Here is a 19922-nt window from a genome sequence, read left to right on the forward strand (position 1 = left end):
CGCGTTTAAGTGGTTGTGACGACTTTGGAATCGCTTTCAAGTACTTACAAACTTGCTTTGTCCCCCCTCGCATCATCAATGCTCAAACAAGGCTCAATTAATGCGAATATCCTCATCAGCTTATCAGTTATGTTTGAGGTTCCGAAACAATCATTTGAACATTTCGCCCGTATTTCTGAGCTAATGATTATCGGTCGGAGATATGATACTCCCCGACAAATCTTCTAAAAATTTTTAAAATGCACCCCTTATAGGTCATCGGATTAACCAGAGGGTTTTCCAATGTTTATTTTAAGGAGTGCACTTCAAGTTTAGCTGCCCTTTTTTGGGTAGCCTGGATTATTGTCCCTGTTATCATGATCCGTTTTAATCGTGACACTAGGACCGGAAAGACTCAAGTTACCACTTGCATCAACCGCTTTGACCATTAGCTTGTAATTCGTATCTTTTTGCAAATTAGCGACATTGTACGTTGTAACGTTGCCCAAGACTGCGATTTCCTTAGCCGAAGTATCGCTCACCAGATAAACCTTATATCCGGTCACGCCGATGTTATCTACTGCTGCATGCCAGTTTAAGGTCAAGCCCGTTTTCGTTACATTCGTTGCGGTCAAATTGCCGGAGTTCCACAGCGGTGCAAATGTGTCGCCCGTTTGTGTGTTTTCTGCACCCGCTTGATGAATAACGAGAGCTGGAACATATGCCGTTTGATCCGCAAAAGTATACAGTCTTGGTGTCCAATTAACAGGCTGCAAAGTACCGTTGTTCATGGCGACTTCAACATTTTCGCCATTCAAAACGGAGCCTTTGTCAGTGAATGCAGTGCCGCTGGATACTTGAATCAGGGATGAAGGGGATAAAGCCGCATCATTCGCAAAATAATTATTTTCAGCATAGACCTGAGATTGGTATCCTACTCCGATTGCATAGAGGAATGGGTTATTCGGATGGTTCACTGTTCCTTCGTAATAGTTGTTGTACACATGAACCTGACCGTAACGCACACGTGGTGCACGCTGACCTACATTCCGATAAAAGTTGTGATGGAAAGTAATTCTTTCTTTGCCAGCATCGCTGCTAAAGCTATCGCTTCCACCTACAAGCGTCGTCTTGTCATGATCATGGAAGTAGTTGTAGGATACGGTAATCAAATCGGATGCATTCGTCATATCCACAGCACCGTCGTGTTGTTGATACTTTCGTCCAAAATAGGTGTGATTCGGATCATCCATGCCGCCTATGTCACTAAATGTGTTATGGTCAATCCAAACATGAGTAGAACTTTTTACCGAGATGCTGTCATAAGCGGAGTTCCAATTGCCCAAATCGCCATCCGTCGGATCCCACTGCGGGAAATAATCAAATGTATTCCGGAATTCGATGTTCCGGATAATGACATTATCCACATTCTCTACGTTCAGATTGCCGCCGAGAATCTTCGCATTGGTGCCAGGCAAACCGACGATCGTCGTATTTGAACCGACATTAACTTTGATTTGTTTACTCTGATTGCTTGCCGATCTTACACGCGCCTCTTCCAAAGCGCCGCCAGGCAATGTTTTACCCCAAACGGCCGGGTCGTATGTCTGGAGATAAGCGTTAAAGTCATAAAGCGGATCTTTGTAGAATTCCATACCTATCGGGTTGTTGTTTTGATCCACATTCATATCTATCGTGCCGTTTATGTAGATCATCTTCGGCATGGTCCCGCCTGCCAATGCTTTCACTAGTTCACTGCGCTTGCTCACGATGAAAATTTGTTCCGGATTAGCCGTCGATCCGCCGGTTGTTCCTGTGGTATGGGCTCCCCATCCGTCATTAGGCATCAATACCTGTCTGCCAATATCTTTCTCCTCGCTATCGACCACATTTACAATCAATGGCACGGCAATGTCTCCGAAGTTAAAGCCCAGTGTCGTTGATCCCACGGGTAGTCGGGAAAGGAAATCTTTCTTGAGTGTATATACACTGCCGGTAACGGTGTAGTCCAACGATTCAAGAACTCCTGTGCCATTCGTGATATTCGTCAACGCAAATCGGTTGCTCCTAACGCTTACGTTAATATCCGCCTGATTCGCTGGGTTCTTATCAAAGTTGGAGGATGTAACCTCTACTGCTGGCGCATAGTTTACTTTCGGCATGATAACCGGAATTGATGGATCCCAGCCACCTAAAATTTGAGAAATCGTCAAACTTGCTTCCTGTCCCGTGAGCTGGGTGGAAATTTGACGTGCGGTTGCATTCGCTCCGTATCCATAGCTGTTATATTCCGAAAAATAGCTAGTTATACAGGAACCCGCACATGAAGCCGCCCAACCCTCTGGAAGGAATTTCTTCGAATCGATGAAAGTGTTGATAAATGTAACTCTTGCGTAATCCTTCCAAGCGCGACCCAAATCGTAGATCCCTTGTGCAGAAGGACCATCGACCACTTGAGAATTAATAAAAACATATCCCTTGTCCGTCGTATTTTTCTGCGCTCCTGCCGTAATATGTCCTCCTGCACTCGCGCCGGTCGGGACATTGCTCACAAGCACTAATTTCACATTGTCCATAACGACAGCGGGAGCTTCACCGAAGATGAAATCGACGTCTCCTTCAATAATGCTATTGTGGAAATAATGGCGTCCCTGACTTTTGGTATTTAAGCCGTTGTACAGCGTATCCTGAAACCCTTTCAATCTTACAGATTCTAATACGGCCATATCACTTTTGAGTGACAGAGCTACCGCTTGTGCCACTTCATTGCGCGGTCCGGCGCTGTTCTCGATTGTCAAATTGGAAGCGTTAAAGAAGTCTGCCGTTACATCCACCGTCTGACTTAGGAATGTGTTTCCTGTGTGACCGGGCTTGCCCTGTGTAGCCGCAGTCCCTGCGTAATCGCTAAACATAATGGTTGTTTTATCCATGCCCGCGCCGACAAGACTTACATAAGGTCGATCAACCTTAACCTTTTCGGTATACGTACCTGAAGCGATATGAATGATCGTTCTTGTGGTGTTATTTGTCGGAACCTGATTAATAGCGCTTTGAATCGTATTGAATACTTTTACTCCATCAGCCGTTACATTCTTATCAACCGTCAACACAGCCGCCGGAAGAACAATAAGTTCATCCGTATCAGGGCTTTCGCCGTTCGAATTTACAGCAGACACAACATAATAATAAGTGATCCCGTTTGTCACGCTCAAATCGCCAAATATCGCATCGTAAGTTGAAGAGATGACCGTATATGGCCCGTCAGCAGAAATAGCTCTCTTTACATTGTAAGAAGAAGCGCCAATTACCGCATTCCAGGAAAGGCTTACGCTGCCTTCGTTTGCGACTGCTTGGAAGCTTGTCGGTTTAGCTGGTGCACCATTAACCGGAGCATATGGCTTCGCTTTTAATTGATTTGAAATCATGCTTTCTTGCCCATCATTCACAGCATCAACTACATAATAATAAGTCTTGCCATTCTCCGCAGTGGTATCTAAGTAACCGGTTCCGATAACATTAGTTAGCGCTATGTAAGGTCCACCGTTTACCAAACTTCTTTTTACGCTGTATGACGATGCTTTCGTTACTGAAGTCCAGTTTAGCTGGACTTGGTTATTTCCAGGCTCGATACTCAATAGAGTCGGTGCACCTAACGGTGCTGCAGGGGATACCTTTCCGAGCAGTTTGGGCTGACCCACACCGCCGACATTCCCAGCTGAAAGTCTGTAATAATACGCCGTATCCGACCGCAAGTTCGTATCCAGATAGGAAGTGCTTGTAAGCTTGGGTTTCCCGTTCGTCAATAATGGGACAAAAGGTCCTTCCGGTGTTGTGCTTCTCTCAAGCGTATAAAAGGTCGCTTTATTAACAGGATTCCAGGCGACTGTAAGCTGCCCGTTTCTGACAATGGCGTTAAGACCTGTAATCTCGTCTGAAGGGGGCTCCACGTTATTAGGATAGCCAGACGCATAATACGAATACTCACTTTCACCGGACGAGTTCACCGATGTCACCTTGTAATAGTAGTATTTATCGTTTGTCAGACCGGCAGTATCCGTGTAGCTATTTGACGGCACACCTTCTGCAAGCTTTTCATAGATGCCATCACGGGATTCACTGCGATACACATTATAAGTATCTGTACCGCTTGTTGCATCCCAGCTAAGCTCAACCCTGCGGTTTGCGCCTTCGGTTGTCAAGTTCTGTGGTGTCACCGCTTCCTGTTGAGAAACGATGATGTTGTCCACATACGCATTCCCTGTCGATGTACCCGCCATTCTAAAATTGATAGACGCAATATCTGTAACCGGGCTGGCGAATTTGAAATTACCTGAGAAAATGCCATTAATATAAAGATCTGCCGTATTGGCTTTTACATCGGCAACGTACTTCACCGTATACCAGGTTTTCGCCTGGAATTTTTGTGTGCCGCCTGTTAGCGGATCCGGAAAGACGTAATCGGCCTTTAAGGAAAGCGCTATTTTCTTATTACTGTCTAGCAATTCCAAAACGTATGAGTCGCTTACCATAGCGCCTTCCATAAAATCGAGCTGCGCAGTCATCCCTTTTCCGCTCTCTGCGGTTACTGGCGTGAAAGCTTTATTGAAGCCGCCTCTGCCAGCGCCGTCACTGATCCATAATACATTGGTTGTGTTTCCGACTAAAGTAGTCGATGTTTGGCCATAGCTATTTCTAAGATTACTACTATTAATTACCGTAGAATTGTTCGTAGCTGTAAAAGAAGTAATCACACCGCTGCCAAAAGGCGGGGTATACCCTACAGGCAATACTCCTAACGTACTTCCTTCAAAATTATCATTGACAAGAGATGTAACCGGCGCTGCCGCCGCCTGGATCTCAGACGCACCGATAAGCGGCACGTAGGAAGAAAGGAACAGCAGACACAACATAATTCTAAGCGCTTTCATCATCATGTAGTCTCTCAACCTCCTATACTTTTTTCGAAAAATATACTCAGATTATACTAGTCGCACGCTTATATCCGCTATAATCATTTGTTCACATTTTGAATGATTCAGGCTAAACTTGGTATATTGCAGGTTCATTTCAGACGATGATTTGTTCCCTCACCGCCGGTTTCTCTATTGTTTAACTATATATTTGGCAGCTTCGGAAAATAAAGAAACAGAGCAAGACCTTCCCTCGGGGCTGTTTCTTTTTTTATGTCGGCATTCGGACAATGTTATTGTCATCAATACCCGGAGAATTATTGTAGTCCTATAGAGAACACTGCCCGTTAGCTTTAGGAAATGCAGCCGATCCATAAGTGGACGACTGACCGTCATACAAAAATGACCTTCGGGGTAATATTAATTTTTTTCAATATTCTCACGTTTTTCATAGTTGGCTTCACAATCTTTACAACTGCCTATTGGGTAGTTCTCTCTATCAATTGTTTTGAAGGCTGTTTTGTATATGTGGTCAGCATATTCGTTTGGGTATTTCCTTCCGCAATTGTTGCAGTAATAACTAAATGTATTGGCCATATGTTCCCCTTTTTTAAAAATTTGCTTTAGAATATAAACGAAAGAAGGCTCTACGGAAGTGCTCAATCCTGCGCTTTGGGCTACATTCACACTAGTTCCATTGAGATGTGTCCCCGAATCGAACAGAGTCGTACCGCTTAATACGCTTACTATTTGGGAAGCAGAAATATCTGTTACGCTTACATAGTTATTTTGAGCACAAATTTTTAAGATTTACCTACGCTCCATGCATAAGAATAAGCATAAAGCGAAGCGCTGGTACTTCCGGAATAGTAATTTTAAATAATCTGTCCGTAGCGAACACGTGGAGCTCGCTGAACTACATTTTGATAATAATTGTGGTGGAATGTGATTCTAAGATGTTCGTTATCTGATGTCGCGCTGTCACCAATTCGGATCTTTATAGTTATTGAATCCAAGCGGGTTGTTGTTATCTTTTCGGCGTCGAATTGCTTCCGCCACCTAAAGCGCCTACAAATTGGCTCCGATTCGTTACCTGAAGCTGCAGAGCCACCCGTTGTTCTGTAATAGTTGCTCCTCAACCATCATTAGATGCCAAAACTTGATGTCCTAAATCGGTTGCGTTCGCCGGAACAGAAGCGATTGAAGCTGCGATTAATGAAGTAGCTAGTAGTGTATACTTTCTATTTCTTCAAATTTCCTCCATTTGTTTTTTGATTTTTAAAAATGGCTTTCATCATTTCATTTTTACTTTTGTGAAATTCCATTTACTTAACAAATAGGTTCACTTCCAGTTAATCCTAATTTAAATCCATTTAACAAGTGCGGCAATAATCATCTCACGTTCATTTGTACTCTCGTTAAAATTAAGCGATTTTTAGCTTTCATAATCAATAAATCAGATAATAATCAATGGTTCAGGTTTCCATTTCTCGGGAAACAATAAGTATCATAGTCTCGGTTAGCCTGTTATTTTACCAGTCAAAACGTTGTATCCAACCCAGAAATAAAGCAATAAATATCCCAATAACCACCCTTATTTTATTATTTCTGGATAAACCATTCCTCCCAAGTTCTACCCATAGCTCTTTAATGTCTTTAGGTAAAATCCCGAAATTCAACATGAAAATGAGAAACAGAATCAAAAAAGCTATTAGTCCAATAATAATGCCCATAAAAACTCCCATATATATCCCCTTCCATACTTCCCTATTAATTGGTATTCCCCAATTAACATTGAAAGTATCCTGCCCTTTAGCGGGGAAAAGGCAACCAATCCACCTGGGCTGGTTGCCTTTTCCATGTTACTATTGAACTCTCGTGTCCCGTTAGATCAACGTCTATAAGTATAGAGTGAAATATTTAATCTTTAGATTTTAAATAAACAATCAAACTAATGAATGCTAATACAATACATGGTAAATAAAAATACTCCGCACTATCTTTAGATAACCCCCACCAAATTCGGTCTCCACTAGTTATTTGGGCAGTGAGACCAATAAAATAAATTGCCAAAATTATACTGGAGACCATTACAAATACACTGAATTTACGCATTATCTCCCTCACTCATTTCCATTTATTGTTCTCCTAATGTAGACGCTATCGATTATAAGTTGTTGTGAAAAAATTTATTGATTGTACGGATTAAATCTCCTCTCAACCCTTATCAGATCATTTTCCGCACCCAATAATCCTTTTTCAGATAACCGTATCATAAGACATCGTGTAAAATGCTTGAAATTAATTCGATTATGTCGTCTAGTTAATTCATTCACTGCAGGTAATTTTACCTCCATAAGCCACTCACATATTACCGAGGGAGGTACTTTCCCCAACTCCACCATTGCAGTTACTGTAGTAGCTAAACGCTCATCCTCTTCTGAACTAAATACTTCTGGAGCACTTTCAAGTATTGAGTTTAGTCCACTCCACACCAACTTGCACTCTTCTAACCCTACGTACCTATTGCGGACACATTCATCAAGGGCATCAGATATATGGGCTGCTGCATGTGCCCAACCTTTTCCATCTACATAGCCACGATAATCCTTTTCACTCTTACAATAGGTGATTAGCGTATTCATTATTTTAAGAACTTTATTTTCGGTTAAGTATTGATCCCTATTATCACGAAAAAGTAACAATGCAATTAATAATGAGGAAAAGGAACGCAAAAAGATACTATCTGTACCTACTTCCCCAATCCTATTGAATAACATATTATGAGAAATAGCATTATTGAGCAATTTCACTAATTGTTCATCTGAAAGTAACTTTTTTTCCAATAGCCAATTATCTAGTATTCTGTAAGCTAACTTATCACGTAACTCTGGATCTGTAGAAGAAAGTAAATCAATAACTTGCTGAACCATCGAGTATTCATCTATTCCTTGTGGTAGAGAAAAATTATTTCCCACGATTATTCTTAATTCTTCTTTGAGCACTTTCTCAACTCCAATTTCCCATTCATTCTTCCAAAAATAAATGCTATATAACATACCATGTAGAAAAATCCTACTAGTATAGTACCTTATTTTCACAAAAATCTCTTTACATGTATTAAACATTCCTGTCAGATAGTGCAATGACGAGCTGCCGCAGGGTAGCCGTTTTGTGTTGAACTATCGTTCCCAGTTAGTTGAATTGTTAATTTCCTCTAAAGGGTATCATCTTTCTTGGCTGAAACAAAAATTGATAAACCTCGGTCTTCACCATAATCCCACATTTTCACCCATGGATATATTCCAGGAGGGAGAAGAAATGTTCTTGCTTCCAGTGGCTTAATGCTGTCCATATCGCACTTAATGCCGCTTGTTTTAGTTCCAGGATGAATACTAACTAGTCTTCCAGTATCATTATAAAATTCGAATTCCATTTTACTCGCCCCCTTTTTAGCATATTTACCAAACAATTAATTTCCTCGTATCCTTTATACTATCCTGCTCGGCAACACAAAAGGCTGCAGGCTGATGTTTGGGATTGAACTATCGTTATCCGTTAGCGTAGCAATTAGCATGATATTCAATGTTGATTTAGTATGCAAATTGTTCAAATACTATTCCACCAAATAAGACTCCGCTAATTGTTATAATAGATATCCCTAATATAAACATCCCCGAACGAAAACCAGTACTCATCCCTCTGAAGATAAAAATATTTAAGCAAAAACAACAAATAATATATCCAGACCATATAAGAAAACATAGAAACCATTTCAATTCCCATATAAAAGAAATCCCTAAGATAAAAACTGTTACAGAAAATATTCCAATTAACACATTTAGAAAAAGAAATGTTGCACACTGAATATAAAATAAATTAGTCATATTCGGTTGAAAATTATTATTCAACATCTTCACTCCCCAATAAATTTTCCCTGTATTAACTCTTTCCTACAACAGAAGAATATAGTATTTGGGGTTAATTAGTTAGTACTATTTTCATCTAGTACCTGGTAAATTAATTACAAGACTGCCCTATACTTGAGAAAAGGCAACCAATCCACCTTGGATGGCTGCCTATTCATGTTGCTATTGAACTATCGTTCCTCGTTAGTTTAATCAAAGTGGATTAGAATTCCCCAGTACATTGCTTCCTTTACGCTCTGACGGCATATGAAATAGCACCATCGACTGATGATGCATTGAGTTTATTGCACTTTAAAAACTTTATATATGCCTTTTGACACTAAAGTAATTAAAGAAATGATTTTCCCAATAATAAATCCTAATAATTTAAAGATACAGTCAATGATGATTTCAAATACTAGCCATCCGATGAATCGACCAAGTATACCAACTAGGGTTTCCAGCTAACCTTCACCAACTTTCAGTTTTTCACAACGAAGGATACATATCAATTATCCCATTGTTAACATTGTGCTTGCAATGGGATTTACTGGTTCAAGTTGGCTTCCTACACTCTCTCATGAGCATCAGAAAAGCACCATCGAATGATGATGCTTGGTGAACTATCGTTCCCCGTTAGCTTAAGGCTTTAGCTTAGAAAGATGTCTTATCAATAAGATCCGAGCTTCATTGAAGTTAGTATATTCCTCACTCAAATCTGAGTAATCCCAAATTCTATCCTTAATAAACTGATACTGTGGAAACCAATCAAAGAAAGCTAATTGTAATAGCTCAATTTGTCTTTGTGGAATTTTTTCTTCATTCCCAGCTAAAACGTAACTTAAAGTTCCTGCGACATTCATACAGTATGTGTTAAAATCACCTACCAAGAAGTTTTCACTATCCGGCAGTCTCATAAAATCAGAGCGGAAATCAGCCTGAACCTTTTCAATATCTCTGTACGGAAAGGGATTATGTAATTGGATACTTTGCAGTTGTTGGATCTCATTATCCAAGAATAGTGTCACCTCTTTATAAACATTTGTTAATCCGATTGATTGCCGTCAGTTATCTCGTCGTTGAGCTAATCCCATTAATCAAGAAAGTTTACCTTCCATACATTGGTACCGGCCTGCTTTCGAACTCCAATAGCCATAACTCCTGTTCTGTCCTCGCCCTCCACTGCTGTTACATGATACCTTGCACCAATAATTAAACTGCTAGAATCAGGGGCGGAGGATGGGGGATCCACACTGTAATAGTATATTTTCCGGTCAGTTTCCCACATCCAATTGTAAACATTAATGAATTGGTCCCCCTCCCACAAAGTAGCGAGAACCTTGCTATCATGGTTCTGCCAAGCATCTAGAAATTTTTTAATTACCTTAAGTGCATCCGGATCACCTTCTAGACCAAGGATGGAGGTCGTCTCGAACCGATGCCAGCTGGCTCCATTGTCAGTGGTTTCTAAATATTCGGTCACTATTCCCCCATCAATATTATAATCAGTCCGGACGGTTCCCCGGCCATCACTGCCTATGTAAGGAAGATAACTCACTCCCAAATCAAAACCTTTTTTGAGAGGCAAATTCACCGACCTCCAATTGACTCCCATATCCTCTGTCCTATAAAAAGGAACCACCTCCGCCATCTTTAGCGAGGAGTTGATAAAACCCTTCCCGTCCATTTGAATGGACATGCTAAGACCCCCCCCTCCGATCATCTCCGTCAAGTCAGCAACCCGAAACCATTCCTCACCGCTTTGGTTAGAACGGTAAAGCGTTTTACGAACCATTCCATTGCTATCCGGTTCCGATTGCAGCAAGATCCATGAGTTACCCTCTTGATGGAACGAAGCTTGAATATGGTCCGGCGACACCTGTACCTCCCACTCATCCAGGGTAGGTAAAGGGACTGAATTCCATTGTTTGCCTCGATCATCAGTTCGATACAACTGAAGTCCCTTTTGGATGGTACGGTCAACAGTCCAACATGTCAGGTCCCCTTCGTGATAATAAAATAACCGATTACCGTCAGTCAGTGGCATAGGGAATCCTTCCAACACAACTGGGGTGAGGGCAGGATCCTGTGTGGAGTTTACTACAGAAGTATCTAATGGAATGGTGATGGCTATGGGAGCAGCATCATTGCAGCCCGCCAACAACACCGTAATAAATAGAATGTTTAGAAAAACGGTAAGGCATTTCATTGTGAACCCTTCCTCCTTGTAGCATCTTAACTATAAAATTGGGATAGCTGCAAGAAAAGATGCTATAGAGATGCTGTCCTTTTGTTTTTTATCATTGTTTCTAGAATGAATTAATTAATTGTACGATTTCGGATTGATTTGTTTCAATTGCTCTGTCCAAAGGACTTCCAATATACGACATTACTTTACCTTTTAATTTTACATGTGTTTTAAAGTCAACACCTAATTCTAATAATAGTCTAACTATCTGCTTATGCCCTAAACCACATATCCAAAACAATAGCTCTGAGTGCCGTTGCCTCCTACGAGGATTATTTATAGGCTGTGACTTCAAAATTCACTTTTGCATATTTAGAAAAATCCCCGACTTCGCCAGCCGAAACATACCTAATTTCGCCCATGCTAATGGTCTGCTTTTGGTCAGAGCCACCGGGTTTGGACGTGCCTGATGCCGTACCAATCAGCTTATCGTTCGCATCATAAAAATGCAATTTAAACTCAATGTCATGTTCGGTTATCGAATCCTTGTCATGATCTAAAGCTAATAGTCCTCGAATGCCCGTATATCCGCCATCTAAGTATAAATCGAGCAAACCAAAGTGAATATTGGCATATTTATCATCTTTAAGTATGGGAACATTTGAAGGGAAATGATTAATTATAATGTCCTTGTATGTACCTTGATCTTTGTATTCTACAAAAGCCCCTAGCTGTTCAGCTATAAATCGGACAGGAACGTAAGCGTGCCCTTGATAATTAAGTACCGCATACTCTTTGTCGTTTAAAGGAACATTTTGACCATTGATATTGAAAAATGCTGGAAACAAATATGTTTGAACTGTTTCTGAAGCGAATACCACAGTAGAGATGGATAAAAACGTTCCTACAACTAATCCAAGAATAAATTTCCTCAAAGGTCTCAACTCCTTAATAATAATGGTATCGAACACTCGTTAAAATCACTTTCTTTGTCATTCAAATGCTCCCTTTATTTACCAATATAAATTTTAGACGGTACGATGAAGTAAAAGTTGCTCTTATCATTCCAATTCTTTTACTAAACTTTTATACCACTGAATTCCATTAAACAGCCTTTTAATAACAAAAGGAGACCCACTAGCTATGGGCTGTGGGTCTAGTAATGCGATACGGTTAGGTGGTTCAGGGTTGACTGCCTGACTCACCTTCTTCGAAATCTCCCCTGGCATACCAATGGCACTAGCCCGAAGCGTGAATACGCTTGATTTGTTGTATTATTTCCGTGATATTATTGGGATCTTTTATTTCAAATAAATAATTAGCTTCGTCTTTACTAGGTGGTATTACTCCCGAATTTCCTTGTCGTTTCAACACTTCTAAAAAGCTCGATGCACTTCTGAAAATAGCTTTACTTCTTTGTGTTTCTTCAACTCGTGCTCTCAGTATTTCAATAGATAAATTAAAGTAAACAATAATACTTTTAAATCCTTTTTCATGAAAATATCTGAGTACATTTGTTCGTCCTGATTTATTTAAATTACAATTGCTTAAGATGATGTGAAAATTACTTTGCACTGCAGCATATTCAACAATCGCATTGGTAATAGAGAATTTTAGTGTGTTGGGTCCTTCTACAGGGAGAAGTTTCTTATAATGACTATTAATAAATTCAGCATGATTATCCTGATCTATGACTATAGCCTGTTGTAAGACAGATTCTAATTCTTTAGCGAATGTAGTTTTTCCGCTATGCGTTAATCCAACCGTCATAATTACTAGGCGGTTCATATCATTAATCGCTCCTTTATGTTTTAGGTCGTACTTTCAGATATCGGATATTCAGAAAGTTCGTAACTCCTCCATCCCGAAGTGTATTCGAGGAACGATTGAATTATCCTGCCCGTTAGCGTATTACCTTTTTCAACATTTGGACAAGGCAAAATGCTGTGAAGAAAAACCCTTCCGTAATAGCTGCTTGCCAATTAGGAATTTCTATCAACGAAAGTACATCGTATTTATCATTATTGATTCTTCCTTATTTTGCTCCATATTCCAAGATTAATGATTGTAATTGTGACTTGATATCTTGTACAGGCACACTATCAACGATTTGTCACTTTCGTGGAGTCTAAATACTTGTCGTAGGATATTGCAATCAGGTCTGCCACATAGACATTGTTGTTACTTTTATCCTGATTAGCGGTATTTCCATAGGCAATAAAAATCGTTTGGCTATTGTCATCATACTAACTCCTAAATTTTCAGCAACATAACGAATAGGTACATATGCATGACCATTTACGTTAAGTATCTGATACTCACTATCAAGCTTTTTTTCTTGCCCATTAATTTTAATCTTTGCAGGGAAAAGAAGAGCCTGAATACTTTCCGATGCAAAAACAGCTGTTGTCATAGCCAAACCAATTCCAATAAGTAAACCTAAAATAAACTTTTTCAAGTTAATCACACTCCACATTTTTTAAACACATGTTAGACGCTATTTCAGCCAAACTTACAAATGTTAAACTGTCCTTTTATACAAACAACTTATAGCCAATAATCCTTTAACAAAACAGACCATACTGATAACCCACGTGAAACCAATCATGGCAACAGTTAAAGAGTTAATACCGAACTTGAAATAGCCCTTGTTTCAAGTATTCTAATCCACGTTAACGCAGCTTTAAATAACAAATAATCCCAATTGTTTGGACGCTGCAAATACACTGATAGTTGCATATAACTCAAATACATCTGAAAAAATTGGTAGCTTAAACTAAAGCTACCACCACGCTCTACTGCCCGTTAGTTGAGAAAACGGCAGTCCTTATGCCGGCTGCCGTTTCTTGCACTTGTCATTCGAGTTGTGATCTACTGAGTTATGATATACCGAAATTTTTCACTGTACGAATTTTTATTTTGCTCCACTCGTCGTAAATGATCATAAAAGCTATGAGAAAATTTAAATACGTGACCAAAATCCCAATCTTGTTCACTAAAGTTCTTTTCCCAAAACTGAATTTCGGTCGGTAGCGCGTTTACTCTCGTCGCAGGTAGCAGAGGCAATTGATCGACAGGCGAAACCAATTTGATTGAATCTCCAGGTTTAATGTTACGACTATGGCGTAGAACTTTAACCAACTTCATTATTGGAAGTAATCCTCTTTCGAAAAAGGAGACATGGCCTAGATCAAACAAGATGTTTAACGCATGTGAGAAAGTCAACATGTGACCAATTAAATCATGATGTGATTCCGCGCGATAAATGACAGGGAACTCGGTGAGCTGTTCCAGCACAAGCAATGATAGCTCTTTTGGATTCGATATTTTCGGAAAGCCGTCTTCATCAATAATCTGCATCCTTTTCACCTCGGAAGTAGAAAAACCAATCCAAGAACGTCCCGGAATCGTCCTCTCAAACGAGAGAATGAGATCGGTTATTCCAGCAATTTCCTCAGTACTTCCCCAACCTTTTAGTTCATGGATAGCCAACAAACTTGCAGCGCTGTAAATTACATTATGACCGACCCAGTGCAGCTCATCAATCGTTTTATCAAGTGCTTCAAGTATGGCAGCTTCAGCCGTACATTTGTTATAATCGGAACGGTGTTGAGTGCTTTCCGATCCAAGAATCTTTTGTACCATCGCTCCAGCTTGCGAAGCAATGAGTTCAGTGATTTCTTGTCTCAAATTATTCGTTGAAACGAAAAAATAACTGCCAATAGCGGCAGCACCATAATGAGCTTGCCAAATGTCACCTGTTTCTTGTTTGCATGAAGCGATGATCGTTAATCCGTCCCTCAATATGGTTTGGTTTAACATAATGTCCTCCAATTCAATTCCTATTACACTAAATCTTCGCGAGCCTAATTCAACTATCCTGCCCTTAGTTTAGCGGTTAGTTTTTATGTGTCGGTATTTGAACAATGTTCTTATCATAGTTTCCATGATGGGCACAAAAAAGGGTAAGCTCTCATCTAGAGCCTGCCCTTGATTTAACTCTTTTTACGGGATATAGGAAACCCCTTCTGAATACGAATTATTAGCATTCCATATCAGGTATTCCCGAACACCCGCGTCGCTTAAAGCTTTAATTTGCTCATTCACTTCGGCCATACCGTACTTGATGTAATTACCAGCACCCAGCCAGCTTGCAGTGAAATCTTGAATCCACGGCCGCGAAAGAGGCGGCTTCTGCATCTCGCCGAACTTCTTCTTCTCTGCCTTCATATATTCGGCGACAAGGCGATAAGGCTCTTTATCAGGCTTAGGTATGCCGAAATAGCCGTCCGACCAGTGACTTGGATAAATCATCGAGGAAATAACATCCACAGAGCTTGATATGCGGTTAAAATTTTGCCCAATCCCTGGTGCTTCCGGTAGTGTCGCCGAGTAGCCGAATATATCGACGGACACTTTGACGCCGTATGTACTCAGCTGCTCCTTCGCGTAAGCGACAAAGTCGCTGACCGCATCCACGCGAAGCTGCGTTAACCTTGATTTCTCGCTGAAATCCGGTGCTTTAGGTGCCTCTTTTTTCTGGGCTACTACGCTCTTCTGCGCATCATCCAGCCCTTTCTTGTTCGTATCCGTCTTATCTGCATTGTACGTATTCGTGGCCTCAGTCAGCTTGATCTGCAAAGCAGCCATATCCGCTTCATATTTTTTTGAAGCTTCGGCATATGTTTTTTCCTCTTCCTTAAATTTTGACGGCTTCTTTTCTTTATAGTCACCCATCGAATAGGTCAATGATTTATCTCGGCTTTCGAAGCCTTCTGGGAAGCGTACGTAGTCGAATTGAATCTCTTTGAACCCAAGCTCTGCCGCAAGTTTAGCGACATCAACATTATGCTCCCACGTTTCTTTCAGAAACGGGTTAATGAACCCGTCACCATTTCCGTTGCGCCAAAGGCTGCTGCCATCCACATACGAAAGATCTGGGCGTTTTTTCGCAAGAACTGTATCTTTAAATGATACAATACGCGCAATCGGATAAATGTGATGCTCCTCCAACAATTTCATAAGCGCCCCAAGATCGCGGATGTAAGGCTGGCCGAAATCGGCAAGCTTCCCGTTCGGTTTGAACGTAATATAACCATCATCATCCTTGATGTCGATCACCATCGCGTTGAGATCGGTGCTGTCTACAAGCGACAATAGTTTCGGCATGCGAGCACCGCCAGCCGACCAGCCAGTTACATAAATACCGCGCACTGCATCAGGATACTCGTAATGCACAGGCGGATCAAATGCAGGTGCCTGACTAGGTGCAGGCGTGCTCGATGACACTGGCGGCGACACCGTAGGCTCGGTCGTAGGCGCCGGCATGGCAATCGGCACTACCTCTGTCGCGACCGGAGACGGCTGCTCCGATGGATTTGGCGACTCGACTACGACATCCGATGACGAACAAGCGAACAATGCGAGTACCAGTGAAAGCATAATCCCGCTAAGCCAATCTTTCCTCATGCTGCTCTCCCCCTCATAACGGCAATTCGGCCTTTGTAATTGAAGTATTCAGGGGGGAAGGAAACTATGCTTGATTACAAGGTACACCCAGAAATGTTATCCCTTATATGCCACTAGACTTCCCAACCTTCTTAGTCAAAATGTTTTAAATAATTCGCATATGTGCTGCTGGTCCGTTCGAGGCGGCTGGAAATTGAACAGCGACAGTTAAGGACGAGAAAATAAAGTCCTAGACTGTCGCTGTTTCATTGAATTATCGTTCTTTCGTTAGCGTAATCAACTATTCACTTTATCGTTAAAAAGTATCTTAGTGGAGAGCCAAGTTCTTGCTCTGATTCGAAATAAATTAGCTTGTTTGGAATACACGAAATTAGCTGATGCCATGTTTTTCACCTTTTCTGGGAAGCATAACCATGAGGTGATTACATGAGAAAGACATTCTCAACCGTTCTAATTTCATTGATTATTGCTACAGCATCAGGTAATTTTGCAGTACATGCTGAACCACAAACAACATCACAAGAAACGCAAGAGAAATTAACCCATGACACCTTGCTTACAACACTCTCCCCACACATTCAAGAAGCAATTGCTAACTATTACGGTTATCCAAAACAGTTTGCGTTGTATGACACTAAAATTCTAAACATAACAAGAGAACAAAAAGGTGGTTTCACCTTTAAAGTAAGAGCTCAAGTACCAACATTCGAACACGCACATGGTCCATCTTTCGGAACAGAAACAATAACTATAAGCGTAAGTCCCTTTGGGGTTAAGATAGTTAGCTATGTACACCAAGGTGATGAATGGGAAACGAAGATAGATAAATTTAAAATGGAACTACTTGAGGATATTTTTAAAACATTCAATTTAGATTTATCTTCTTTCAAAAAGTATGAGTATAGACAGTTGCAGTACCTAACTGAACGGATAGATGGTTTAAAATCACTATATAGTGTAAATGAGGAAATTAATAATGAATTGAACAAAGACATAATACCACCATATAAAAACTTCGTAGCCCCATTTACCTTCATAAAAGGCGATAAAGCATACATCTTGTTTAAAAAAGCTGACGGAACTAACTTCGTTTATTCATTAATTAAAAAGGATATTAACTGGGTAATAATCAAGAAGGAAAGTAAACAAGGGAAGGTAATGCCAAAAGAACTTCTTTGGTACATGTTTAAGCGTTCGATGATGTTTGAATCCAATCCACATTAAAAACACCAGTACATTACTTAAATTGGTTGCATTATCACCTGCCCGTTAATTTAATCACTACTAAGTCGCAGCTCGCATTGAAAAATCGCAGGAGGGTTAGACTTGAAAAAAATTTTGATAACTATTTTTGCCATTGGCATTTTACTCTCCCCGATATTTATAAGTCGGCAAAATGCAATTTCGAATCTAAAAAGGAACTCGTCGAGTTGTACCATAGAGAAAGTAACAGTGATTTGGTTTCAACTTTCACCACATTGGAAAATCACTTGTTCTTATGCAAACAACTCAAAACATGATGTAGTTCTAGATATTTTCGGAAATTTTGAAGCAGGATAAGTTTCGAAAGCCACTTGGTCATTTTTTATTTTTTCAAACAAAAAAACCGCCTTTCATGATAAAGGCGGTTAATTGAACTATCTTTACCCGTTAGCGGAACATTAAAGCTATCTCTATTCAGTTCTAGGGTTTGTAAATAGACCGATAATTTCTATAATCTCGGCTTCAGCAACACGTTTTGGTCCCTCCATGAAATATCCTTTAAGTCCTACTTTAATATCATGAATATGTCTATCCTCCCGTGCTTTAGGAAACATTATCCACATTCTAGCGGTGCCTGATTCTAATACTGAACATGTCTCATTAATAATTATTTCTCCGTTCTCATCTTCGAACTCAGGGTGGATGACACTCAACTCAATCCCTGTCTCTAAAAAATCCCCTTCTAAAGCAAAATCACTTCTATATCCTTGTTTAGGAAGTATTTTCCTACCTCCTTCTTCTTGCGTAAAAAATCTATACTTTACTTTAAAATCAGGTGGAAACCCCATGAAGTTATTCTCTGCAATATAATTTTTTCCTTTATTTGTAACTATCCTGCCCGGTAGTTGAGAAAATGGCAGCCAATATGCAGGCTGCCGTTTCTTTGTATTTATTGAGCTATCCATTTGCGTGCTCGTAGATACGTATTTAATAACTAAGCAACAAAGCCCGCTGACGCTCAGCGGGCTTTAACTATTTTACGGGGCTTGTAATTAGCGGGCTTAAACGTCTTCGCGATCTTGGGGACATCGTCATTGATCATGCGCCTAAGAAGGTTTAGCTGCTTGGAGTATTTTTTGTTGAAGCCGTCCTTTGATTTGTTGTCGAAAAACTCATCGGGAGGCTCCTCCGGCGTGTAATAGGCGAATAGGCGCCCGTTCCCCCCGTAGAGGACGATGGAGGGCGAGTCTTCATAGCCTTTGTCGCGCCATTGCTTTCGGGTCATACTGTACATACTTACGGTGAAAATGTCTGTATACACTTTGCCGCGATACTTGAACAGAAATTGCACGCCGTATGCCTCATCGCCAGATCGGCCCGATCTTTTAATAACCAAATATGGTTTCCACCAATCAGGGATACGCATGCTGAATCCATACTTGGGATCGTAATATTTGATAACCGTTGCCCCCTTTTACAACTATTCATAGCTATAGAATATTCGGAGCAACTTAAGACGGTGTCAGTAAAAACGGATCTGCAAAGGAGATGCTCATGCCCAATCGCGATACGATCGGCGGGCACGCGAAAGCCGGCGGATTCGACCGTCAGACGCGGCGGCATACAGGATTCAAACGATAAATCGCTCTTTCTTGACTTGCTCAAACAATCCGATAGAGTGGTTTTATTTTGATAAAAAAACGAGTACGATCAGTTGAAAGTGGTGCAAATATTGATTGGCGGGAATATATGGAAGGCTTCCCCAGTATCAGTTCTGAATCTTGCTTTTTGTCACCACAAGACTGACATTGTGCCAAGTCCCCTAACTCCTTTCAAAATACCGTTTCTATCATTGAGCTATCGTTCCCAGTTAGCTTAACGCGGGGGAGGTGCTACTCCCCCGAAGCAATAGCAGTAATAATTCGAATAACTTGGTATATCATAAATGAGGCGAATACAAGGACAGAAATAGTAGCAAATATTCTCTGAGGATTTTTATACCACTGTGGAAAATGGTCGAGCCTTTTGGGAACTTGGAAACCCGAAACAATATCGATATGTTTGATTACATCATTAAAGGGAGCCCTATCTTCAAGGGAACTCGTTTCGGTTTTATTATCAGTAAGATGAAGCGTCTCGTCATTAAATGGATTATAGGAAGTATTTTTCATTTTAGANCGTAGCTAAAGTAGTAAAAGGCGGACGTCGTTTCAGCTTCAGCGCACTTGTTTCATTAAATGGAGCCCTATCTTCAAGGGAACTCGT

General features: G+C 40.6%; 17 protein-coding genes. 2 read left to right on the plus strand and 15 right to left on the minus strand.

What is annotated here, in order from left to right; genetic code table 11:
* Positions 1-311 precede the first annotated feature (311 nt).
* The 12 genes from ASL11_RS35515 to ASL11_RS36125 all read right to left on the minus strand — a co-directional run bounded on the left by ASL11_RS35515 (position 312) and on the right by ASL11_RS36125 (position 16454).
* Entirely contained in the window at positions 312-4913 is a 4602-nt protein-coding gene (locus tag ASL11_RS35515; RefSeq protein ID WP_063795743.1) for a pectinesterase family protein, read from the minus strand.
* 851 nt (positions 4914-5764) lie between these two features.
* Positions 5765-6028, minus strand: coding sequence for a pectate lyase family protein (locus tag ASL11_RS38070; protein WP_327205125.1), 264 nt, complete (start codon positions 6026-6028; stop codon positions 5765-5767).
* 393 nt (positions 6029-6421) lie between these two features.
* Complete coding sequence (locus tag ASL11_RS31500) at positions 6422-6634, minus strand: hypothetical protein (RefSeq protein ID WP_056623923.1); 213 nt, start codon at positions 6632-6634, stop codon at positions 6422-6424.
* Positions 6635-7078: 444 nt separating this feature from the next.
* Positions 7079-7948, minus strand: a complete 870-nt coding sequence (locus ASL11_RS31505) for a DUF2785 domain-containing protein (protein WP_162261688.1) — start codon at positions 7946-7948, stop codon at positions 7079-7081.
* Positions 7949-8106: 158 nt separating this feature from the next.
* Positions 8107-8325 carry a hypothetical protein gene (locus tag ASL11_RS31510; protein WP_056623928.1) on the minus strand — a complete coding sequence of 73 codons (219 nt, stop codon included), beginning with the start codon at positions 8323-8325 and terminating at the stop codon, positions 8107-8109.
* A 1113-nt stretch (positions 8326-9438) separates the two neighbouring features.
* Positions 9439-9813, minus strand: coding sequence for a YxiJ family protein (locus tag ASL11_RS31515; protein ID WP_056623931.1), 375 nt, complete (start codon positions 9811-9813; stop codon positions 9439-9441).
* A 77-nt stretch (positions 9814-9890) separates the two neighbouring features.
* The gene (locus ASL11_RS31520) at positions 9891-11006 is read right to left on the minus strand and encodes a hypothetical protein (RefSeq protein ID WP_056623935.1); all 1116 of its coding nucleotides are present in this window, start codon (positions 11004-11006) and stop codon (positions 9891-9893) included.
* A gap of 311 nt (positions 11007-11317) precedes the next feature.
* On the minus strand, positions 11318-11920 hold the full coding sequence (locus ASL11_RS31525; protein WP_056623938.1) for a stalk domain-containing protein: 603 nt from the start codon (positions 11918-11920) through the stop codon (positions 11318-11320).
* Positions 11921-12224: 304 nt separating this feature from the next.
* Positions 12225-12773: an ATP-binding protein gene (locus ASL11_RS31530; protein ID WP_056623941.1), complete on the minus strand. Its 549-nt coding sequence runs from the start codon at positions 12771-12773 to the stop codon at positions 12225-12227.
* 367 nt (positions 12774-13140) lie between these two features.
* The gene (locus ASL11_RS31535; protein ID WP_056623943.1) at positions 13141-13443 is read right to left on the minus strand and encodes a stalk domain-containing protein; all 303 of its coding nucleotides are present in this window, start codon (positions 13441-13443) and stop codon (positions 13141-13143) included.
* Positions 13444-13856: 413 nt separating this feature from the next.
* Positions 13857-14807, minus strand: a complete 951-nt coding sequence (locus ASL11_RS31540; RefSeq protein ID WP_056623946.1) for a hypothetical protein — start codon at positions 14805-14807, stop codon at positions 13857-13859.
* Between the two features lie 183 nt (positions 14808-14990).
* Positions 14991-16454, minus strand: coding sequence for a putative glycoside hydrolase (locus tag ASL11_RS36125; protein ID WP_056623949.1), 1464 nt, complete (start codon positions 16452-16454; stop codon positions 14991-14993).
* 426 nt (positions 16455-16880) lie between these two features.
* Between ASL11_RS36125 and ASL11_RS31550 the strand changes: the two genes are divergently transcribed.
* Both ASL11_RS31550 and ASL11_RS31555 read left to right on the plus strand, forming a co-directional pair.
* Positions 16881-17678, plus strand: a complete 798-nt coding sequence (locus ASL11_RS31550) for a DUF3888 domain-containing protein (RefSeq protein ID WP_056623952.1) — start codon at positions 16881-16883, stop codon at positions 17676-17678.
* 102 nt (positions 17679-17780) lie between these two features.
* Complete coding sequence (locus tag ASL11_RS31555; RefSeq protein WP_056623956.1) at positions 17781-18014, plus strand: hypothetical protein; 234 nt, start codon at positions 17781-17783, stop codon at positions 18012-18014.
* A 113-nt stretch (positions 18015-18127) separates the two neighbouring features.
* On the opposite strand, the gene ASL11_RS31560 is transcribed toward ASL11_RS31555, so the two are convergent.
* The 3 genes from ASL11_RS31560 to ASL11_RS37765 all read right to left on the minus strand — a co-directional run.
* The gene (locus ASL11_RS31560; protein ID WP_235550637.1) at positions 18128-18622 is read right to left on the minus strand and encodes a hypothetical protein; all 495 of its coding nucleotides are present in this window, start codon (positions 18620-18622) and stop codon (positions 18128-18130) included.
* Positions 18623-18675: 53 nt separating this feature from the next.
* Entirely contained in the window at positions 18676-19053 is a 378-nt protein-coding gene (locus ASL11_RS31565) for a hypothetical protein (protein ID WP_056623959.1), read from the minus strand.
* Between the two features lie 496 nt (positions 19054-19549).
* Positions 19550-19834 (minus strand): hypothetical protein (locus tag ASL11_RS37765; protein ID WP_235550638.1); only part of this gene is annotated, 285 nt, incomplete at its 5' end.
* Positions 19835-19922: the final 88 nt, after the last annotated feature.

The organism is Paenibacillus sp. Soil750 (assembly GCF_001428045.1).
Classification (GTDB): Bacteria; Bacillota; Bacilli; order Paenibacillales; family NBRC-103111; genus Paenibacillus_E; species Paenibacillus_E allorhizoplanae.